Source organism: Tolumonas lignilytica (assembly GCF_000527035.1).
GTDB lineage: Bacteria > Pseudomonadota > Gammaproteobacteria > Enterobacterales > Aeromonadaceae > Tolumonas > Tolumonas lignilytica.
Map to the genome: position 1 here is coordinate 36846 of NZ_AZUK01000001.1, position 20476 is coordinate 57321.

Annotated in this window: 18 protein-coding genes; 13 read left to right on the plus strand and 5 right to left on the minus strand. The window is 45.7% G+C overall.

Going from position 1 to position 20476, the window contains the following annotated elements; translation table 11 throughout:
- The first annotated feature begins 207 nt into the window (after nucleotides 1-207).
- Nucleotides 208-516: a copper-binding protein gene (locus H027_RS0100180; RefSeq protein WP_024870520.1), complete on the plus strand. Its 309-nt coding sequence runs from the start codon at nucleotides 208-210 to the stop codon at nucleotides 514-516.
- A 73-nt stretch (nucleotides 517-589) separates the two neighbouring features.
- Here H027_RS0100180 and H027_RS0100185 read toward each other — a convergent pair whose 3' ends face one another.
- A complete protein-coding gene (locus H027_RS0100185; RefSeq protein ID WP_024870521.1) occupies nucleotides 590-1234 on the minus strand; it encodes a site-2 protease family protein in 645 nt (214 codons plus the stop codon).
- A 199-nt stretch (nucleotides 1235-1433) separates the two neighbouring features.
- Between H027_RS0100185 and kdpF the strand changes: the two genes are divergently transcribed.
- The 5 genes from kdpF to kdpD are packed head-to-tail and all read left to right on the plus strand — an operon-like array spanning nucleotide 1434 to nucleotide 8570.
- On the plus strand, nucleotides 1434-1523 hold the full coding sequence (kdpF, locus tag H027_RS17305) for a K(+)-transporting ATPase subunit F (protein ID WP_038149111.1): 90 nt from the start codon (nucleotides 1434-1436) through the stop codon (nucleotides 1521-1523).
- A gap of 1 nt (nucleotide 1524) precedes the next feature.
- Nucleotides 1525-3225, plus strand: coding sequence for a potassium-transporting ATPase subunit KdpA (gene kdpA, locus H027_RS0100195; RefSeq protein ID WP_024870522.1), 1701 nt, complete (start codon nucleotides 1525-1527; stop codon nucleotides 3223-3225).
- Nucleotides 3226-3237: 12 nt separating this feature from the next.
- Nucleotides 3238-5304, plus strand: coding sequence for a potassium-transporting ATPase subunit KdpB (kdpB, locus tag H027_RS0100200; protein ID WP_024870523.1), 2067 nt, complete (start codon nucleotides 3238-3240; stop codon nucleotides 5302-5304).
- A 1-nt stretch (nucleotide 5305) separates the two neighbouring features.
- Nucleotides 5306-5878 carry a potassium-transporting ATPase subunit KdpC gene (gene kdpC / locus H027_RS0100205; protein WP_024870524.1) on the plus strand — a complete coding sequence of 191 codons (573 nt, stop codon included), beginning with the start codon at nucleotides 5306-5308 and terminating at the stop codon, nucleotides 5876-5878.
- Nucleotides 5865-8570 (plus strand): two-component system sensor histidine kinase KdpD, encoded by a 2706-nt coding sequence (gene kdpD, locus H027_RS0100210; protein ID WP_024870525.1) that lies wholly within the window; start codon nucleotides 5865-5867, stop codon nucleotides 8568-8570. The genes kdpC and kdpD overlap by 14 nt, the downstream gene beginning before the upstream one ends.
- A 10-nt stretch (nucleotides 8571-8580) precedes the next feature.
- Here kdpD and H027_RS0100215 read toward each other — a convergent pair whose 3' ends face one another.
- The 3 genes from H027_RS0100215 to H027_RS0100225 all read right to left on the minus strand — a co-directional run bounded on the left by H027_RS0100215 (nucleotide 8581) and on the right by H027_RS0100225 (nucleotide 10388).
- Nucleotides 8581-8994, minus strand: coding sequence for a hypothetical protein (locus H027_RS0100215; protein WP_152536678.1), 414 nt, complete (start codon nucleotides 8992-8994; stop codon nucleotides 8581-8583).
- Nucleotides 8995-9096: 102 nt separating this feature from the next.
- Nucleotides 9097-9879, minus strand: a complete 783-nt coding sequence (locus H027_RS0100220; protein WP_024870527.1) for a slipin family protein — start codon at nucleotides 9877-9879, stop codon at nucleotides 9097-9099.
- A gap of 203 nt (nucleotides 9880-10082) precedes the next feature.
- On the minus strand, nucleotides 10083-10388 hold the full coding sequence (locus H027_RS0100225) for a copper-binding protein (RefSeq protein ID WP_024870528.1): 306 nt from the start codon (nucleotides 10386-10388) through the stop codon (nucleotides 10083-10085).
- A 299-nt stretch (nucleotides 10389-10687) separates the two neighbouring features.
- Here H027_RS0100225 and H027_RS0100230 point away from each other — a divergent pair, with 299 nt between their 5' ends.
- Together H027_RS0100230 and H027_RS18195 are read left to right on the plus strand one after the other, a co-directional pair.
- Nucleotides 10688-11401 carry a response regulator gene (locus tag H027_RS0100230; protein ID WP_024870529.1) on the plus strand — a complete coding sequence of 238 codons (714 nt, stop codon included), beginning with the start codon at nucleotides 10688-10690 and terminating at the stop codon, nucleotides 11399-11401.
- Nucleotides 11392-12792 carry an ATP-binding protein gene (locus tag H027_RS18195; protein WP_081741316.1) on the plus strand — a complete coding sequence of 467 codons (1401 nt, stop codon included), beginning with the start codon at nucleotides 11392-11394 and terminating at the stop codon, nucleotides 12790-12792. The genes H027_RS0100230 and H027_RS18195 overlap by 10 nt, the downstream gene beginning before the upstream one ends.
- A 392-nt stretch (nucleotides 12793-13184) precedes the next feature.
- Here H027_RS18195 and mqo read toward each other — a convergent pair whose 3' ends face one another.
- Nucleotides 13185-14678: a malate dehydrogenase (quinone) gene (mqo, locus tag H027_RS0100240; RefSeq protein ID WP_024870531.1), complete on the minus strand. Its 1494-nt coding sequence runs from the start codon at nucleotides 14676-14678 to the stop codon at nucleotides 13185-13187.
- 259 nt (nucleotides 14679-14937) lie between these two features.
- On the opposite strand from mqo, the gene H027_RS0100245 reads away from it, so the two are divergent.
- The 5 genes from H027_RS0100245 to H027_RS0100265 all read left to right on the plus strand — a co-directional run bounded on the left by H027_RS0100245 (nucleotide 14938) and on the right by H027_RS0100265 (nucleotide 20472).
- A complete protein-coding gene (locus H027_RS0100245; protein WP_024870532.1) occupies nucleotides 14938-15363 on the plus strand; it encodes a TOBE domain-containing protein in 426 nt (141 codons plus the stop codon).
- A gap of 167 nt (nucleotides 15364-15530) precedes the next feature.
- Nucleotides 15531-17222 (plus strand): NAD(P)H-dependent oxidoreductase subunit E, encoded by a 1692-nt coding sequence (locus H027_RS0100250; protein ID WP_024870533.1) that lies wholly within the window; start codon nucleotides 15531-15533, stop codon nucleotides 17220-17222.
- A 4-nt stretch (nucleotides 17223-17226) separates the two neighbouring features.
- The gene (locus H027_RS0100255) at nucleotides 17227-19098 is read left to right on the plus strand and encodes an NADH-dependent [FeFe] hydrogenase, group A6 (RefSeq protein WP_024870534.1); all 1872 of its coding nucleotides are present in this window, start codon (nucleotides 17227-17229) and stop codon (nucleotides 19096-19098) included.
- 17 nt (nucleotides 19099-19115) lie between these two features.
- Nucleotides 19116-19805, plus strand: a complete 690-nt coding sequence (locus tag H027_RS0100260) for a carboxymuconolactone decarboxylase family protein (RefSeq protein ID WP_024870535.1) — start codon at nucleotides 19116-19118, stop codon at nucleotides 19803-19805.
- On the plus strand, nucleotides 19756-20472 hold the full coding sequence (locus tag H027_RS0100265) for a hypothetical protein (protein ID WP_024870536.1): 717 nt from the start codon (nucleotides 19756-19758) through the stop codon (nucleotides 20470-20472). Before H027_RS0100260 ends, H027_RS0100265 begins: the two co-directional genes overlap by 50 nt.
- Nucleotides 20473-20476: the final 4 nt, after the last annotated feature.

A 20476-nucleotide genomic window follows, 5' to 3' on the forward strand; every position in this document is an offset into this window, starting at 1 on the left:
CTCAGGGAAAAAATTGTTCATTTTTTATTCGTTTTTATGAGGCGATTTTGCGATCTCTGACTATAATACTAATGATAATGATTTCTATTGGTGTTTATTTCCAAAAGAGAGAGGTGTTCAAAGAGGATTGTTTTACACTGGAGGTAATTACATCTGATATAAATCATTAGGTTGTGTTTTTGGCAACGCAGTTCAGGAGTAATAGACATGAAAAACTCAGTATCTCTGACGGCTCTGGCAGTTTTTTCACTGATTACAGCAGTTGCTGCTCAGGCTGAGATAAACAGCTATCGAGTCCATGGCACTGTGCAACAAATCGATGAAGCAAACCAACAGGTTACCTTAGCGCAAGATGGTGTTTCCGAACTGGGATGGCCAATGCGCACAATGACCTACAAGGTCAACAGTAATGATGCTCTCAAGGGGTTGGCAAAAGGTCAGCCAGTAGATGCCTCTTTTACTGCCGATTCTCCATTTAGTCCTGTCATTCATGATATAAACAAAACCGCTCATTAATCATCGATTCGGCAGCCGGATTATCATCCGGTTGCCTTTAAACTGTTCCTGCCTAAATCATCTTCAGTATTGTCTATGTAAAGTGCAGCAAGGTAATGCAGTAGTTTGTTATTGCTTTGATGAGAGGCATGATCGGCAAGATCTGTATTTTGGTGTTAACCTGGATCAGGATGATTAGTAGCAACCCCCATGTGCCATACGTGTACACCAATTGAAATAGTCTGGGATTTGTTTTCTGCAGGAAGGTTGTATAGATATGGGAACCATCGAGTGGGGGGATAGGGATAAGATTAAAGAAGAAAAGTCCGAAATTAATGACAGCCCAGGAAACCAGTAGATTAATGATTTCTATTCCCGTCGCTGTGTAATGGAAATAGGGTAAAACGAACAAACCTCTGGCGCAAAGCAATAAGAAAAATGCCAGCGCAAAATTAGAAATAGGCCCCGCCAGCGAAATCAGAATTTCGTCTCTGTGCTTATTTTTAAGATGTTCCGGATTAAAGCTAACTGGTTTTGCCCATCCAAATCCCGCAATAACAATCAGAATGAAACCCAGCGGATCGATATGTTTCAGGGGATTGAGCGTTAATCGCCCCTCATTTTTGGCCGTCATATCTCCAAGTTTGAAAGCGGTATAAGCGTGAGCTAATTCATGTATGGTTAATCCAAGAATGACGGCAGGAAGTGATCTGAATAACCAGAACAAATCAAAATTCATATTTTCTCACTTAGGTGGAATGCCTTTGATCTTCATTATGACAAAAAACGACACTGGCTAATGTTGCTATTCCTTTAAATAAACGCACCGGAGTCTTTTTTTATATCTATTTTATGGGGATCTCCTTCATTTTTATCACGTCTTTATCTCCTCTTTCTTATGCTTAATGAAAGGACGCCATATCTGAAAGGAGATAACAATGTCTTTTGTCTTGTGGTTAGCCGGGCTGATGGCCGCGGCTTTGTTTGTCTATTTGATTTATGCGCTGATCCGGGCTGAGGAGTTCTGAGATGTTCAGTTCAGGTGTATTGCTGCTCATCAGCTACATAACGGTGTTATTACTGCTGGCGTGGCCGCTAGGTATTGCGTTGACTCGGCTGGTTGATGAGCGTTTACCGTTATGGCTGGTCAGGTTTGAGTCACGTATAAAAATTGTAGATAACAGCCATATGAACTGGCAGACCTATGCGGCTGCCGTTCTGCTTTTCAATATTTTGGGTGCAGTCGTGTTGTTTTTCATGCTGCTGTTTCAGGATCTATTACCGCTGAATCCGCAACATTTGCCCGGTGTTTCACCGTTGCTGGCGATGAACACTTCAATTAGTTTTATCACTAACACGAACTGGCAAGCGTATTCTGGGGAAACGACTTTGTCGCCGTTGAGCCAGATGCTGGGGTTGACCGTGCACAATTTTCTTTCTGCTGCAAATGGCATCGCCGTGGCCTTTGTGTTGATGCGGGCACTGGCCCGTACCGGCACACAGCAACTGGGTAATGCCTGGGCAGACATCTGGCGGATCACGGTTTATCTGTTGCTCCCCTTAAGCCTCGTTTATGCGCTGTTTTTGGCTCAGCAAGGGGTCGTGCAGACCTTTGCTGCTCAGATCGATGTGCCGGGTCTGAATGGTGTTGCACAACATATCCCGCTTGGGCCGGTTGCTTCACAGGAAGCGATCAAAATGCTGGGAACAAATGGCGGCGGTTATTTCAATGCCAACTCGGCTCATCCTTTTGAAAATCCAACTGCACTGACCAATTTTGTGCAGATGATTTCTATTTTGCTGATCCCAGCAGCCTTGTGTGTTTGTTTCGGCCGGGTGGCCGGCGATCACCGGCTGGGCTCATCATTACTGTGGACGATGGGGATCATGCTGGTTGTTGCCGCATTAACCATCATGTGGGCGGAAAGCCACGGTCACCCTGTGCTGGCCCAGTTACCGGTCGATCAACAGATCTCTGCCTTACAAAATGGCGGTAACATGGAGGGCAAGGAAACCCGCTTTGGTATCTGGGCTTCTTCGCTGTTTGCCACGGTAACGACGGCCGCCTCATGCGGTGCCGTTAATGCGATGCATGATTCGCTGACTCCGCTGGGCGGCATGGTACCCATGATATTGATGCAGCTCGGAGAAGTAGTATTTGGCGGTGTCGGCAGTGGTTGGTACGGCATGATGCTGTTTGTTTTTCTGACGGTCTTCCTTGCCGGATTGATGATTGGACGCACGCCTGAGTACATGGGCAAGAAGATCGAAATTTATGAGATGAAGATGGTGACCATCGCGATCCTCATTCCGCCTGCTCTGGTGTTGTTAGGCACGGCGCTGGCACTGATCTTACCGCAGGGGCTGGTTAGTCTGCATGAATCCGGTGCACATGGATTTTCTGAAATGCTGTATGCCTTTTCATCGGCCGCCAATAACAACGGCAGTGCTTTTGCTGGTCTGAATGCCAACACGCCGTTCATGAATATCACACTGGCAGTGATGATGTTTATCGGTCGTTTTGGTGTCATGGTGCCGGTACTGGCTGTAGCAGGGTCATTGGCGGAAAAACGCCATCAGCCATCCAGTGCCGGTAGTCTGGCCTGCCATGGCCCCTTGTTTGTCGGCATGTTGATTGGTGTGGTGCTGTTGATCGGTGCTCTGACATTTATTCCTGCGCTGGCATTGGGTCCGGTTGTTGAACATCTGATCCTCTGGCAGACTCATTAAGGGATTATGTATATGTCTCGTAAACAATTTTCACTGTTTGATCCTGAATTACTCAAACCGGCCCTGTGGCATGCGGTCTTAAAACTCGATCCGCGTGCGCAATGGCATAACCCGGTCATGATGGTGTTATGGTGCTGCTGTGTTTTACTGACCATTGTCTGTGGAGTACAACTAGCAGCGCATGCCTCATCCGAAATTATTTTTACTGTCGGTGTAGCGGTGTGGCTTTGGTTTACCCTGTTGTTTGCCAACCTGGCCGAAGCATTGGCCGAGGGGCGGAGTAAGGCGCAGGCGGCCAGCCTGAAAGGGCTGAAGAAAACCGTCGTTGCACATAAGCTGTCTGCACCTAATCACGAAGCTGTCAGTCAGCCAGTGGCAGCCGACAGTTTGCGCAAGGGCGATTATGTTCTGGTCTCTGCCGGTGAAGTGATCCCCTGTGACGGTGAGGTCATTGAAGGGGTAGCATCGGTTGATGAAAGTGCAATCACCGGCGAATCCGCACCAGTGATCCGGGAATCCGGTGGTGATTTTTCTGCTGTTACCGGTGGAACGCGTGTACTGTCTGACTGGCTGGTGATCGGCTGTACGGTCAATCCCGGTGAAACTTTCTTGGATCGCATGATCTCGATGGTCGAAGGCGCCAAACGGCGTAAAACTCCGAATGAGATCGCGCTTTCGATTCTGTTGGTGGCGCTGACGCTGGTCTTTTTATTGGCGGTGGTGACCCTATTACCGTTTTCCCAATACAGTGTGAATGCCATCGGGCATGGTGAGCCTATCTCTGTCACCGTGCTGGTTGCATTGCTGGTTTGCCTGATCCCAACCACGATCGGTGGGTTGCTTTCTGCCATCGGGGTGGCGGGAATGAGCCGTATGCTGGCCGCCAATGTAATTGCCACCTCCGGACGTGCGGTAGAGGCGGCAGGGGATATCGATGTGCTGTTGCTGGATAAAACTGGCACCATCACGCTGGGTAACCGCCAGGCTGCGGCTTTTTTACCAGCCCCGGGGGTTAAAGAGCTGGATCTGGCCAGTGCGGCACAACTCGCCTCGCTAGCTGATGAAACGCCGGAAGGGCGCAGCATCGTCGTACTGGCCAAGCAACGTTTCAATTTGCGTGAACATGATCTACATGCGCTGGGCGCAACCTTTGTGCCATTTTCGGCGCAAACCCGCATGAGTGGCGTCAATATCCATGAACGCATGATCCGCAAAGGCTCGGTGGATGCGCTACGCCGCCATGTGGCGTCCAATCAGGGCTATTTCCCTCCGGAAGTAGAAAAATTGGTGGAGGATGTCGCGAAAACCGGGGGAACACCACTAGTCGTTGCCGAAGGTGCCCGTGTTTTAGGTGTGGTTGCTCTGAAAGATATTGTGAAGGGCGGGATCAAAGAGCGTTTTGCCGAATTGCGCCGAATGGGCATTAAAACTGTCATGATCACCGGTGATAACCGGCTGACTGCGGCCGCGATTGCCGCCGAAGCCGGGGTTGATGATTTTCTGGCGGAAGCAACACCAGAAGCCAAGCTGGCGCTGATCCGTCAGTATCAAGCTGAAGGCCGACTGGTGGCAATGACCGGTGACGGCACCAATGATGCGCCAGCCCTGGCTCAGGCCGATGTCGCGGTCGCAATGAACAGTGGTACACAGGCCGCGAAAGAGGCCGGAAACATGGTGGATCTGGATTCCAACCCGACTAAGCTCATCGAGGTCGTGCATATCGGCAAACAAATGCTGATGACGCGAGGTTCGCTGACTACCTTCAGTCTGGCTAACGATCTGGCTAAATATTTCGCCATTCTGCCGGCGGCATTTGTGGCCACTTATCCGCAACTGGGAGCCCTGAACCTGATGCATCTGGCTTCGCCGCAATCGGCCATTATGTCGGCGGTGATATTTAATGCACTGATCATTATTGCACTGATCCCGCTGGCACTCAGAGGTGTTCATTATCAGCCATTGTCAGCCAAGTCATTGTTACGCCGTAATTTATTCTATTACGGGTTGGGCGGGATTATTCTGCCGTTCATTGGCATCAAAGCCATCGATCTTTTTCTGGCACTGATGGGTTGGGTTTAATATGAAAATGTTCCGAACAGCGTTACAAATGCTGATACTGATGACATTACTGACCGGGGTGGCTTATCCGTTACTGGTAACGGGAGGAGCACAAATCATGTTCCATAAACAGGCAAATGGTTCCATGTTATATCGCGACGGTAGAGCGGTTGCCTCTGCGTTGCTGGCACAGAATCTGACCGATCCCCGTTATTTCTGGCCACGCCCTTCAGCTGGGAACTTTGACGCGCTCTCCTCCGGTGGCAGTAACTATGGCCCGAGTAGCCCGGATTTAATGCAGCAATGGAAAACGCGTATCCGATACTGGCAACAAACAACGGAACGAACGAAACCTGTTCCGGTGGATTTGATCCAGGCTTCTGCTAGTGGCTTAGACCCGCAGATCAGTCTGGCTGCTGCTTATTACCAGTTGGATCGGGTAGCGCAAAGCCGTGGGCTGAAAGATACTCAAGTGAAAAAAATACTGGATCAGTATGTTGACCACTCAGGTTGGTTTACCGGTGTACCGATGGTGAATGTGATGATTTTAAACTTAGCATTAGACCTTCAGGATGAATCTCATGCCGCTCGATGATGAAGATCTGCGTCCCGATCCGGATGTGTTACTGACAGAAGTCAGACCACCGCGAGGGCATCTGAAAATCTTTTTCGGAGCGTGTGCCGGCGTAGGGAAAACCTACGCCATGTTGCAAGAAGCACAACGGTTACGTTCCGAAGGATTGGATGTGCTGGTTGGTGTGGTTGAAACTCACGGGCGAAGTGAAACGGCGATACTACTGGAAGGCTTGACACCTCTTCCGTTAAAACAGGTTCATTACCGAAAACATACGTTCCATGAATTTGATATTGATGGCGCACTTGCTCGTGCGCCTGCATTGGTTTTGGTCGATGAGCTGGCGCATTCCAATATGCCAGGCTCTCGGCATCCGAAACGCTGGCAGGATGTTGAAGAGTTGCTGGCGGCGGGGATCGATGTATTAACGACATTGAATGTTCAGCATTTAGAAAGTCTGAACGATATCGTCGGCAGTATTACCGGGATCAGAGTCCGGGAAACGGTGCCTGATCGGTTATATGAAGAGGCCGATGAAGTAGTGCTGGTGGATTTACCACCAGACGATTTGAGACGGCGTCTTGATGAGGGAAAGGTATATCTGCCCCAGCAAGCCGAACGTGCTATTGAACATTTTTTCCGCAAAGAAAATCTGATTGCGCTGCGCGAATTGGCTTTACGATGCACGGCTGATCGGGTGGATGATCAGATGCAGGCTTTTCGCCGGGCCAATGAACCGGTTTGGCATACCCGTGATGCGATTCTGGTTTGTGTCGGGCCGGGCAGTGGTAATGAAAAATTAGTGCGTGTCGCAGCCAGATTGGCAGGAAGGCTGGGGTGTGTTTGGCACGCCGTTTATGTTGAAACGCCACGGTTACATCGACGCCCAGAACAGGACCGGCGCCGAATTTTATCAACGCTGCATCTTGCTCAGGAACTGGGTGCTGAAACCTCAACACTACCTGCACAAGATGAGGCAGAAGCCGTGCTGCATTATGCCCGTGAGCATAATCTGGGCAAAATTCTGATCGGGCGTCACAGCCAACGGCGCTGGCACCACTGGTGGAAAGGCAGTTTTGCGCATCGTCTTGGAACGCGGGGGCCCGATCTCGATTTATTGATTGTGTCCCTTACCGAGAGCGAATCGCTTCCCGGTTCGGTTTTACCGGCCGATATTCGCCATAAGGATGAAAAATGGCAACGTCAGTTTTCAGGGATCGGCTTTGCCTTATTGAGCTGTGTCGCCATTACGCTGTTGTCTTCATTGCTGACCGATTATTTGGCTCCTCTTAATATCATCATGCTTTATCTGTTAGGCGTTGTGTTGGTTGCGTTGTTATATGGTCGGTTGAGTGCCAGTGTCTCTGCCATTATCAATGTGGCTAGTTTCGATTTCTTCTTTGTGACCCCGCGCTTTTCATTTGCTGTCAGCGATGTGCAATATTTGTTCACGTTCGGCGTGATGTTACTGGTTGGTGTCATTATCGGGCAGTTAACTGCCTGGGCCCGCTATCAGGCACGTGTCGCTCAGTATCGTGAGGAACGTGCGCGAAATTTGTTTGAAATGGCCAAGGCACTAAGCTCGGCATTGACGGCAGAAGATATTGCCCGAACGGCGGAGCATTTTCTCAAGCGGAGTTTCCGAGCCGGTTCAACATTGTTATTACCCGATGAACAACAACCACGGTTAAGAGTGATCGGACGAAAACAGATACAGTTTGATCAGGCGATTGCACAATGGAGTTTTGAACGCAGCGAACATGCAGGCATGGGAACCGATACATTACCCGCAGCAGCGCAACGCTATGTGCCGTTGATTACGCCGTTGAAAACCTTAGGAGTATTGGTTTTAGAGCCCACGAATCTGCGTATATTGATGATCCCGGAACAACAACGCTTACTCGATACCTATGCGTTGCTGATTGCAGTGGCACTAGAGCGGTTATTGCTAGCGCATATGGCTGAAGAGGCAAAATTGCACAGTGAGACTGAGCGTTTGCGCAATGCATTACTGGCTGCTCTTTCGCACGATTTGCGAACACCGTTAACGATATTGTTTGCGCAGGCAGAGATGCTGATGCAATCACTGGCAATGGATAATTCGCCACATACGCAACAAGCGAATGCCATTCGATCACAAGTTTTGGGTACAACGCGTCTTGTTAATAATTTGCTGGATATGGCCCGTTTGGAATCGGAAGGCTTCTACCTGCGAAAAGAATGGCAATCATTGCAAGAGATTGTGGGTAGCGCACTGACCACCTTGAATATTCCGCTGACCGGGCATCCTTTAGAAATCAATATTCCACCGGAATTACCGCTATTGAATTGCGATGGCGTACTCATCGAACGTGTTTTTGTGAATTTGCTGGAAAATGGCTGCAAATATGCAGGAAATGGCGTCACGATCGGCGTTGATGTAGAAGCCCTTGATACCGAATTATTGGTCACAGTATGGAATCTGGGGCCCGTGTTACCAGCCGGACAGGAAAAGTTAATTTTTGAAAAATTTGCCCGCGGTGAGAAAGAATCAACGATCCCGGGGATAGGGTTGGGTCTTGCCATTTGTCGGGCAATAGTTGAAACCCATAGCGGGCGGATCTGGGCCGAAAATCGGTTGGGAGGTGGAGTGAATTTTTATTTCACACTGCCTTTGCAACCTTTACCCGAATTGGAGCAAGAACCAGAATCAGAATCTACCGAAGCTCAATGAGGATGAGGCCTTATTGGGCCTCTTTATTCATTTCTTTGAAATCATTGCCGAAGTCAGCAGGTACGCCCAGTTCTTTATCAATGTCATACATCATCGCATGAGCGACGTTGGATATCGGTGTATTGGCATATTCCGGTTTCTGGCAATACTTGTCGAAACGATTAAAGAAATCATCGGCAGATAATGTGGTGTATTGAATATCATGGATCAGGCTGTAAGCACTGATAAAACCCGCAATCCAGTGCATATCCATGACATGAGAGAAACTCTTATTACGATGTTGGTTGTATTCAGTACAGGTTTGACCGCCTGCACCCAGCATCGTTACTCCATGTGTAAAATTCGGGTTTTCGACAGGCTTGGTTTCGGCAAGACAGGTGAAACTCAATAAAAAAAGGCTTAATAGGCTGAATTTTATTTTCATATCCGGTTCCGGTGGATTTATTCGGGTGGCATGTGGCAGACATCATGATCGTCTGAGTCGATCATACCAGCCCGAATAAAGGAAAAGGATGCCTATCTAGCCTTATTTTTTCACTTCAGTCTTTATTCGCTCTACCAAGGGACCAACAAGATCCATGGGCAGAGGGAAGACAACCGTCGTATTTTTATCCGCACCAATGACCGTCAGTGTTTCCAGATATCGCAGTAAGATGGCTTGTGGTTCTTGCGCAAGAACTTTGGCTGCATGATAGAGTTTTTCAGAAGCCTGCAGTTCACCTTCCGCATGGATCACTTTGGCGCGCCGTTCACGTTCTGCTTCCGCTTGTCGAGCGATAGCCCGGATCATAGATTCGGTCAGGTCGACCTGCTTTATTTCGACGTTGGAAACTTTGATCCCCCATGAATCAGTCTGCGCATCGAGAGCATGCTGAATATCGGTGTTTAATTTTTCGCGTTCAGCCAAAATGTCATCTAATTGATGCTTGCCCAATACTGACCGCAACATCGTTTGTGCCAATTGACTGGTGGCATTGAGATAATCCATCACCTGAATAATGGCTTTCTCTGGGTCAATCACACGTAAATAAACGACAGCACTGACCTTAACGGACACATTATCTCGTGAAATAATATCCTGCGTAGGAACTTCCAGCACAATGGTTCGGAGATCAACGCGCGCGATCTTTTGTATAAAAGGGATGACGATAACCAGCCCTGGTCCAGCCACTTTCGTGAATCGCCCCAGAGTAAAAACCACACCGCGTTCATATTCACGAAAGATATAAATGGCTAAAGAGATCAACCATCCCAATCCTACAGCAGCAATCAGTATTTCAACCCACGTCGATGTATAGTCAATCAGCATTTTGTATCTCCTTTGATTTATTCAGGAGATGTCTTTGTGTTATCAGGCACAGAAACATCGGGTCAGAGCCCAGAGAGACAAAGGTTCTTTAAAAAGTATGGTTCTGAGGTGTTATAAAGCAAGCGGGAAAGCAAAATGAATGATTTGCGCCAGGTGAGACTGGCGCAAATAGTTAAACTTTGTTCGGTATATGTTTTAAAGCATTATTTGGTCGGTGTGACAAAGTGAACTGATGCGTTATAAGGAGAGTCAGCAGAGAAAGATACATCAACACTTTGGCCGACCTTTACGCCGTCAAGAATGTTTTTACCATCGACATTATAAGTCATTGTTCTTTGTGGCCATCCTAATTCTGAAACGGCATCCTGAGACAATGTGATACGATTGTTTGCCGCATCAATTCCTTTTACCATGCCGTGGGTTTGATATGTTTCTATATCAGCTTGAGCGACGCTCATGAATAACAATAAAGCTGAAGAAACGATTAAACCAGATGCGAAACCTTTCATGTTATCCTCCAAATCGGTATTGAGATTATTTATTAAATTTGAACAGGCAATCCCAATTACCGAGCCATTTAAAAATTATATGTAGATATCGTAACGTCAAATTGGTTTTCGATATCTCCGCGAAAGAGATGCATCGTTTCTTCTGCATTTCTTTCGATATACTGAGTATTGAACATCTTTGTAAACCAAGTTTGTTACGTTAAATTTTTTTGTAAATGAAATGTGATAATTTGCGACTTTTACATCTGCTAGTGGTATTACATATATAGAGGCATGATGAAGAGGCTCTATAGATAATTATGCATAATAAGATCCTTGTGGTAGATGATGACTTAAAACTAACCTCCCTGTTGGCTACGTATTTGGGTTCTCATGGCTACGATGTTGCTGTGGCTCATGATGGTTCTGCTATGTTTTCAAAACTATCAAGCTTCAAGCCTGATCTCATCATTTTGGATTTAATGCTTCCGGGTGATGATGGGTTAGTTTTATGTAAAAAAATCAGGCTAGATTCATCGGTGCCTATCATTATGCTGACAGCACGGGGCAACGATGTCGATCGCATCATTGGATTAGAAACAGGTGCCGATGATTACTTACCGAAACCCTTTAGCCCACGAGAATTAGTTGCACGAATAAAGTCGGTATTACGACGTGTTACTGATACCGCAACTCAAACAAATAGTAACACCATAAAAAGATTAAAATTTGCCGATTGGATCTTGGATCTTGGTTCTTACAATCTAATTAATACATCGGGAGTCGTTACAATATTATCAGCAGGGGAGTTCAAGTTATTACGTTTATTTGTTGAAAATCCAAATAAAATTTTATCCCGAGACCAGTTGATGGAGTCATTGGCCGGTCATGATATTTCACCGACAGATAGAACTATTGACGTCATGATTTCAAGACTACGACGTCGTCTGAATGATAATCCCAAAGAGCCAGCATTAATTATCACGGTAAGAAGTGAAGGATATAAGCTTGCGAGTGATGTTATATGCGATTAAACATAGTTAACGACAAATCTCTGCAGGTAAGGGTGCTTTTCACTTTAGCATTGAGCCTTTCTGTTTTTCTTGTAGTGGGATTTTTATTTGTATTTGATGACCATAAAAGAATCAATACACATCTTTTAAATGAATATTCGGCACAACGCTTGGCTGGTCTCATTTCTGTTCTGAATAATGTATCACCGGATGAACGTAAAAAAATCGTACATTCATTAAGTGTTTTACCAACAACAATTTCTCTGTCAATTCCATGGCAAGATCAACTCTCAGGAAAAGACAGTTATTCTATATCGCTGTCAAAAGCAGTCCTTTCTTATTTAGACAAAAAAATAAAACTAAATGTGGTGAGAATGAAAAATGTCCCACAAGTCATATTAAAAACACTACATTTTGAAAATGACAGTAAATTTTTGATGTATCATGAAAAGGATAAAAATTTTTCATATCCAAGAGAGTTGTTTATACAGGCCAGATTAAACGACGGTCAGACTGTAACTTTTCATTATTTTTTACCTGATAATGTTGATCCATTTTTATTTCGATTCACGTTGTTTGTTATTATTCTTTCTATTGCCATCTTATTGTTTACCTATTGGAGTGTACGACGACTAACTAAGCCCCTTGATGATTTATCTAAAGCGGCAATAAGTTTGGGTTCTGATATGAATGCTCCGCCATTGCCAGAAAATGGTCCTGCAGAAGTTGTTGCTGCATCAAAAGCTTTTAATTTGATGCAAAAAAAATTGAAAAAATATATCGAGACAAGAACTCAAGCATTATTTGCAGTGTCACATGATTTGCGATTGCCATTGACAAGAATAATGTTGCAACTGGAAGGGAATATAAATAGCGAAGTCAAAAAACAGATCTCACAAGATCTTGAAGAAATGAATAAAATGATCGGGCACACTCTTGATTACTTGCGTGCAGGTCAGGAAACAGAATCCTTTGTATTACTAAATTTGAATTCTTTGTTGGATACTTTAGCGGATCGAATGGAAGATCTTGGTATTACTATCATTAACCGTGCACATATTGAAAAGCCAATATTTGCTCAACCGCAAGCATTGACACGATGCCTGACAAATATACTGGATAATGCAAGACGCTATGGTGGTGATACCATCTGGTTAACAACAGAAGAGTTGCCATCACATGTAAAAATAATAATCGAAGACAATGGAAACGGGATTCCAGAAAGCGAGTTTGAAAATGTCTTTGAGCCCTACTATCGCGTAGAGGCATCCCGTTCAAAAAATGGCGGCGGCACAGGTTTGGGATTGGCCATTGCTAAACGAACCATTGAAAATCACAACGGAACCATTACGTTATCATCACCAGAAAATAAAGGTCTGATAGTGACTATTATTCTGCCATTTCAGGTATAGCTATACGTTTTATTTACGTTTCAAGCGGACAGCCCAAAGCCGTCGACCTAACTTATGTAGGGTTAAGAATAATAGAAAGATTGAAGCTGCGATTAATAATCCGGGAGTCAGTGTCTTCATTGCAACCTCCAGTATCATTTCATAATGCCATGAAACAAAAAATGTTCAGTGCGGACTTAATAAATAGCATATATCAGGCCAAAAACAGAACAATGAGACTGCAAATCTCTTTGAGATAAAGTATCAAGCTAACATTTTGATACTTAATATGTTTTTCTTCTTGTATAGCTCACTCTATGCGGATTTTATCTGATTAGAGTGAGCGGTTTATTTCAATGTAGATCCTACAAGCATCGCTACAGCGCGGATTTGCACTAAAATGGCGCAAATTATCACGATGAGAGTTTAAGTGTTGTGAGCGTATGTTTTCTGATTTTGCCTAATAGCTGGGCATCAGTAATGAGTGAGCTACCATAAGACGGTATCATCGTTTTTATTTTATCTTGCCAGATTGCCGACTGAACTTGTTGTGGGAAACAACGTTCGAGTACTGCCAACATCGTTTTAACGCTAACTGAAGCACCAGGGGACGCACCAAGTAATGCAGCCAAACTGCCATCTTCTGAGGCAACAATTTCAGTGCCGAACTCAAGTTTTCCCCACTTTTTATCGCATTGCTTGATAATTTGCACACGTTTACCAGCATGTGCCAGTTGCCAGTCGTCTGCATGTGCATTTGGAACAAATGCTTGTAATGACGACATGCGCTGACTATGGGTTTGCAAGACTTCTTTGATTAAGTATTTGGTTAAATCCAGATTATCTTTGCCTGCACCAATGAGACTTTTCAGATTATGAGTCTTGACCGATTTCATCAAATCAAGACGAGACCCATGCTTTAAAAATTTAGTCGTAAACCCGGCATAAGGTCCAAAGAGCAGGCTGGGTTTTCCATTAATGATTCGGGTATCTAAATGAGGAACTGACATCGGCGGGGCATCAACAGCGGCCAAGCTATAGACTTTTGCATGGTGTTGCTGAATGAGATCTTGATTCTGACAAATGAGCCATTGACCACTGACTGGGAACCCACCGTAGCCTGCGGCTTCTTTAATACCTGATTGCTGCAACAAATGCAGTGCGATGCCGCCGGCACCTAAAAACACAAACGGACTTTCTATAGTGAATTTTTCGACACTATTTTGTTTTTTAGCTTTAATCACCCAGCATTTTTTCAGGTCATTTTTACGGTGTAAATGCGTCACTTTCGTGCTGGTCATCAGTTCAAAATTAGCGTGTTTTTGCAGATAACCAACCATGATCCGCGTAAGTGCGCCAAAATTAACATCAGCCCCATGCTCAACTCGGGTTGCTGCTAATTTGGCATCAGCTCCGCGTCCTTGCATCATCAGGGGCATCCAATCAAGTAGCGTTTGTTGGTCATCGGCCCATTGCATATCTGAAAAAAGATGGTGCGATTTAAGCGCGGTATAGCGCGCCTTGAGGTAATCAATGTTTTTATCGCCCCAGACAGCACTCAAATGAGGGACGCGATTAATGAATTCCGCAGGGTCAAGATTTTGATTATCTGAATGAATCAAATGAGACCAAAATTGTAATGAAACCTCAAAGGCAGCATTAATTTCTAAAGCACGTTGGATCTGTATCTGACCCTGTTTGTCTTGCGGGGTGTAGTTCAGTTCGCAATATCCGGCATGTCCGGTGCCCGCATTATTCAGAGCTTGAGAGCTTTCCAAGGCAATTTCAGGCAGTTTTTCAATCATACAGATATGCAACGAAGGATCGAGACGGTGAATCAACATCGCCAGTGTTGCACTCATTATTCCACCACCAACTAAAGTAACATCTGCATGAATTGAAGCCATGAAACGAACCTGATAGTAATTTCGAAAGGACTAAATTATATACATAATTTACATATTTGCGTTGATTTTCTACACATTACATTAACAATTTTAAAACTTTGACCGCAAATTCATGCCTTTGCTACAACGTCGATAAATCCGTTATATGAAGATTATCTAATTGAATTTTAATTCAATTTAATTCCTTTGTTATGCTGGCTTTTATATCACGATCAAATGTATGGTTAATTTGTTAGGAGTCCGGAATAAGGAGATTTACATGGCTATTAGTGCTCGCAATGTATTTGCTGGAACAGTAAGTGAAATTCGCGAAGGTGCAGTGAATGCTGAAGTTGTACTTTCGGTTGGCGGTGACGTGATTGTTGCTACCGTCACATTAGACAGTCTGAAAGCGTTGGGGCTTGCGGTCGGTGTCGCTGCAACAGCCTTTGTGAAAGCACCATCAATTATGTTGGTCACCGGTGACGACAGCATGCAATTCAGTGCGCGTAATCATCTGAAAGGCGTGGTTTCTGAAATTAAAACGGGGGCCGTCAACAGTGAAGTGATCATAAAACTGTCAGGTGGCAGTGAAGTGAAAGCGATCGTGACCAATGACGCGGTAACAGAACTGGGTTTAAGCGTTGGTGCTGTGGCTGGCGCGCTCTTTAAGGCTGGCAGCGTTATTCTGGGTGTATCGGCCTAAACCTGTCGCGTTATATCAAGCGCCTGCTTATAAGCAGGCGTTTTTGTTTATGTCCTCTTCAGTCGATATGGGCGTGCTATGCTCATAACAAGTACAGTACCCATGATCATCCACCAGCATTGTGAGCCAGATGTCATCATCTGACAAAGCAGGGAGGACATTGAGAAATGTTGCTGACTGAACAGGAAAAAACCAAAGAATTCATTGGGGAGGTTGTAAACAAATATCCCCGACAAGCATCGTCGTTGCTTTCTATTCTTTGGGCGGTTCAGGTAGAGTATGGGTATGTCTCTGATTTTTCAATGCAATATATCGGTGACTTGCTGGATATCTCACCCGCTAAAATCTATGGTGTCGCCACCTTTTATCATTTCATCAATAGAAAACCGCAAGGGAAATTCATTATTCGCCTGAGCCGGGATATCGCCTCCATCATGAAGGGGGCTTTAGTGATTGCTCGTCAGCTAGAAAATATTCTGGGTATCCCGTTTGGTGAAACAACCACTGATGGCATGTTCACACTACGGTGGGTCAATGGTATCGGTCTGGATGATCAGGTGCCCGCCATGTTGGTTAACAATACGGCATTTTCTAATCTCACCTCACTAGCCATTCCTCAAATCATTGAAGAATGCAAAACAACATATCAAACGCATCAACCGCTAGTCGGCAAATGCAAAGAAACGGTCACCAATACACTGACTTATGCTGAACACCAATCCAATAGTGGGCTTCGTAAAGCGGTACAACTCAGCCCAGAGCAGGTACTGGCGGAGATAGCATCATCTGGCTTGTGTGGACGTGGTGGCGCAGGGTTTCCAACCGGCAAAAAATGGAAAATAGCCGCGTCCATGAAAAGTGATATGAAATACCTGATTTGTAATGCAGATGAAGGTGAACCAGGCACTTTTAAGGATCGCGTCATTCTTTCTCGATTCGCTGATACGCTCATGGAAGGCATGACCATTGCTGCATATGCCATCGGGGCCAGCCAGGGCATTATTTATCTTCGGGCCGAATATGCCTACATACGGCCTCAACTCGAACAGGTTCTGAAGGTCAGACAAGAGGCTGGGCTATTAGGAGAAAATATTCTCGGGATACCCAACTTCACGTTTGAAATCCGTATTCAGATGGGGGCAGGTGCTTATGTCTGTGGGGAAGAGACGGCGCTCATCGAGTCGTTGGAAGGAAATCGTGGTGAGCCACGCGATCGTCCGCCCTATCCGGTCGAAGTGGGTTTGGATGGCAAACCAACCGTCGTTAATAATGTAGAAACGTTAGCCACGGTCAGCATGATTTTGGAACGAGGTGCCGCCTGGTTTTCCAATATGGGTACTGAACGGTCGAAAGGCTTCAAGTTATTCAGTGTGTCAGGTGATTGTCTTCGTCCGGGGCTGTATGACTTGCCATGGGGACACTCGATATCAGAGATACTGATGCTCGTCGGTGGTGAACATGCGAAAGCCGTTCAGGTGGGCGGATATTCAGGAAAATTATGGCCCGCGTCAGCATTTGGGCGACGGTTAGCCTACGAAGACCTGGGGCCAGGCAGCTCCATCATTATCTATGGGCCTGAACGCGATCTGCTTTGGGTGGCGCAATATTATCTGGAGTTTTTTGTCGAAGAATCATGTGGTCAATGCATACCTTGTCGTGATGGAAACGTGGTTTTGCTGAATGGGATCCGCGCATTAAGAGACGGTCGATGCTCCGAACAGCAACTCACCGAACTGTTGGATCTGGCGGATACCATGCGGCTGACGGCGAAATGCGGTTTGGGTCAATCCAGCCCCAATATACTGATTGCACTCAACCAATATTTTCGCGATGAACTGATAACTCGCAGAAAGGAATAGTTAAATGTCTGTCTCAACTGAAGGTACCGATAATGGCATTATCCATTCTGTTGCGGTGAACATCGACGGTGTTGAAGTGAGCGTTCCCTCGGGCACGACTATTCTGGCGGCTGCGAGAAAAGCCGGTTTGCGAATACCAACATTATGTGATCATCCTGATCTCCGTCCGATCGGCGTTTGCCGAATTTGTGTGGTAGAAATTGAAGGGCAGCGCGACCTTCAGACAGCATGTACTTATCCCATTACAGAACCCATTCAGGTGCGAACGACAAGCGCCAGAATACGCAAAGCGCGGCGTCATCTTATTGAATTGCTGCTTATGGATCACTGCGGTGACTGTAACACCTGTCATCGAAATCATAACTGTGAGTTGCAAACGCTGGCCGCCGAGTTTGGGGTGGATACATTTCGTTTTGGTCATCCGATTACACCGAAATACAGCATTGATAGTTCCAGCACCTCGTTGGTATGCGACATGAACAAGTGTATTTTATGTCGCCGATGCATCCGTGCCTGTAATGAGCTGCAAACCGTCGGCTGTCTTGCCATTTCCGGCCGAGGCGAGGATACCCGTGTCACCACCTTCGAAGAGCTTCCTCAAGCTGCGGCCATCTGCATTGAATGTGGTCAGTGTATTGTTCACTGTCCGACTGGCGCGCTTACTGAAACTGATCAAACCAATGAAATCTGGGCAGCGCTGGAAGATCCGAGTAAACACGTGATCATTCAGACCGCACCATCACCCAGAGCCGCCATTGGAGAATGTTTTGATCTGGAACCCGGCATCCCGCTCACCTTTGAAATGAACACGGCAATCAAACGGATGGGATTTGATGCGGTTTTTGACACCAATTTTTCTGCCGATCTGACCATCATCGAAGAAGGAACTGAGCTGCTGATGCGGCTGTATTCGGCGTTGGTCAACAAGAATGCCGCGCCAAAATTGCCCTTACTTACCAGTTGTTCCCCCGGCTGGGTTAAATACATCGAGTATTTTTATCCTGAATTTCTGGAGTTTTTGTCCACGGCAAAAAGCCCACAGCAGATGTTTGGTGCCATCATCAAAACTTATTACGCCAGTAAGAAGGGTATTGATCCTAAAAATATTGTGTCTGTTTCGTTGATGCCATGTACGGCCAAAAAGTTTGAATGTAACCGGCCAGAGATGACGGCATCAGGGCTAAAAGATGTTGATTACGCGCTGACCACACGTGAGTTAGCCAAAATGATGCGGGAATCCGGCATTGATTTACCTAACCTGCCCAAAACACCGTTCGATGACCCATTTGGTATGCCCACCGGTTCTGGAGTTATCTTTGGGGCGACAGGCGGGGTCATGGAAGCTGCGCTGCGAACTGTGATTGAAATAGTCACCGGTAAGAAAGTAGAAGATTTCTATGCAAATGCCGACATTATTCCAGTGCGCGGTTTTGACGGTATTCGTCTGGTTGAAATTCCGATCAAACAGACAGGGCCGGTGCCTGAATTGCTCCAGCATCTGTTTACTGACTTTGACTGGTTGCAAGGCGTGACGCTGCGTGTCGCGGTGGCTCATGGGGTTGCCAACCTGCATAAGGTCATGGAAGACATCAAGGGCAAAGGCTTTTTCAGTAAATGTCATTTTATTGAGATGATGGCTTGTCCGGGGGGGTGTCTGGGTGGTGGCGGTCAACCGATCCCGACCAGTGCTGAGATCCGCGCTAAACGGGCAAAAGCAATTTACAGCGAAGACGCTAACTATGTGGTTCGTAAATCACATGAAAATCCGCAAGTGCTCCAAATTTACCGTGAATTTTTGCAAGATGGCCCTTGTAGTCTGAAAGCACATGAGTTGTTACATACGACCTATATACCGCGTGGTAAGTTCATGCCCTGATCAGAGAAGGATAAAGCATGGCTAACATGGCTCTGAGCGATAGACAGAAATCGCTATTTACGATTGCGGCACTGGCCACGAAAGGGGATCTGGATGCATTGCGGGAGAGTCTGCGAGTCGGGCTGGATGCTGGCCTGACTATCAGTGAAATCAATGAAATTCTCATTCAACTGTATGCATACACCGGGTTTCCTCGCAGTTTGAATGCGATTAATACGTTTATGTCCGTATTGGATGCCCGCAAGATACAGGGTATTCAGGATGTCATCGGGCAAGCACCGCATCCATTTCCTGCTCATAAAAATAAATTTAAACTCGGTTGTGAGAATCAAAACCGATTAATGGGCGCGGCGCATCCGGCAATGCCTGCCTTAAATTTTGTTCCAATCATGGATATTTTCATTAAAGAACATCTGTTTGCAGACATCTGGGGGCGTGATAATCTTGATTTTCAATCACGTGAGCTGGTCACGATTGCGGCATTGGCGTGTTTAGGCGGTGTGGATTTACAACTCTTCACTCATCTGAAAATCGGGTTGGAGAATGATCTTACGCCTGAGTTACTCGCTGAACTAGTTGTGGTTTTATCGGCACAAGTTGGAAAAGAGGAAGCTGATAATATGGGTCAGCTTCTAACGCGTCTTTATAAGGTTTTTCATGGCGAACATTTGGCTCCACCGCAAACAGACACTCATCAAAGCCATTAATCAGATCACCGATACCGATTATGATGACTTGGATATCTCGGTTGTATTGAATGTGTTGTGGACTGTGGAAGATGAAGACCGTGATTATTTATATGCCACGCTCAGAAACATGACATCCGGCAGTTTCGACGATACCAGTTATTCAAAATCATTTCTGGAACAATTGGATCTGATTTGCAGCATTCCTGTTGAAGTGCCTGAGTATGATGAAGAAAAATCAGGGCTTGATGAAACAGACGATGAATCAGAACTCGAAGAGTCGGAATCAGAAGAAGAATTCATTGAGGAACAACCTGACAATCTGAAGAACAGTGCAGTGGTTTGCCTATGCTCATGCATCCTGTTGTTTTTTTCTTTATATATGAAAAGAGAGACATTCAACAGTTCCGCTATTTTAGAATCCTTTCCGAAATGGCCGTATTTCTGGATTGAGTTTATCGTGATTGTGGCAGGTATCATCTTTGCGGCTTATTTGATCCGATCTATCACTAACAGCATTGCTGAACACATTGCTACGGTAGGTTATCTCATTTTGTTTATGCCATTCCTATGGTTGTTAAAGGGGTTTGCCTTCAGTTCATCTTTCGGATTTTATTTTAACGGCACCTTATTCATTATTTTCATTGCGTCATTAAGTCGTATTTGCAGCCGAAAAACCATTGAATGACGCA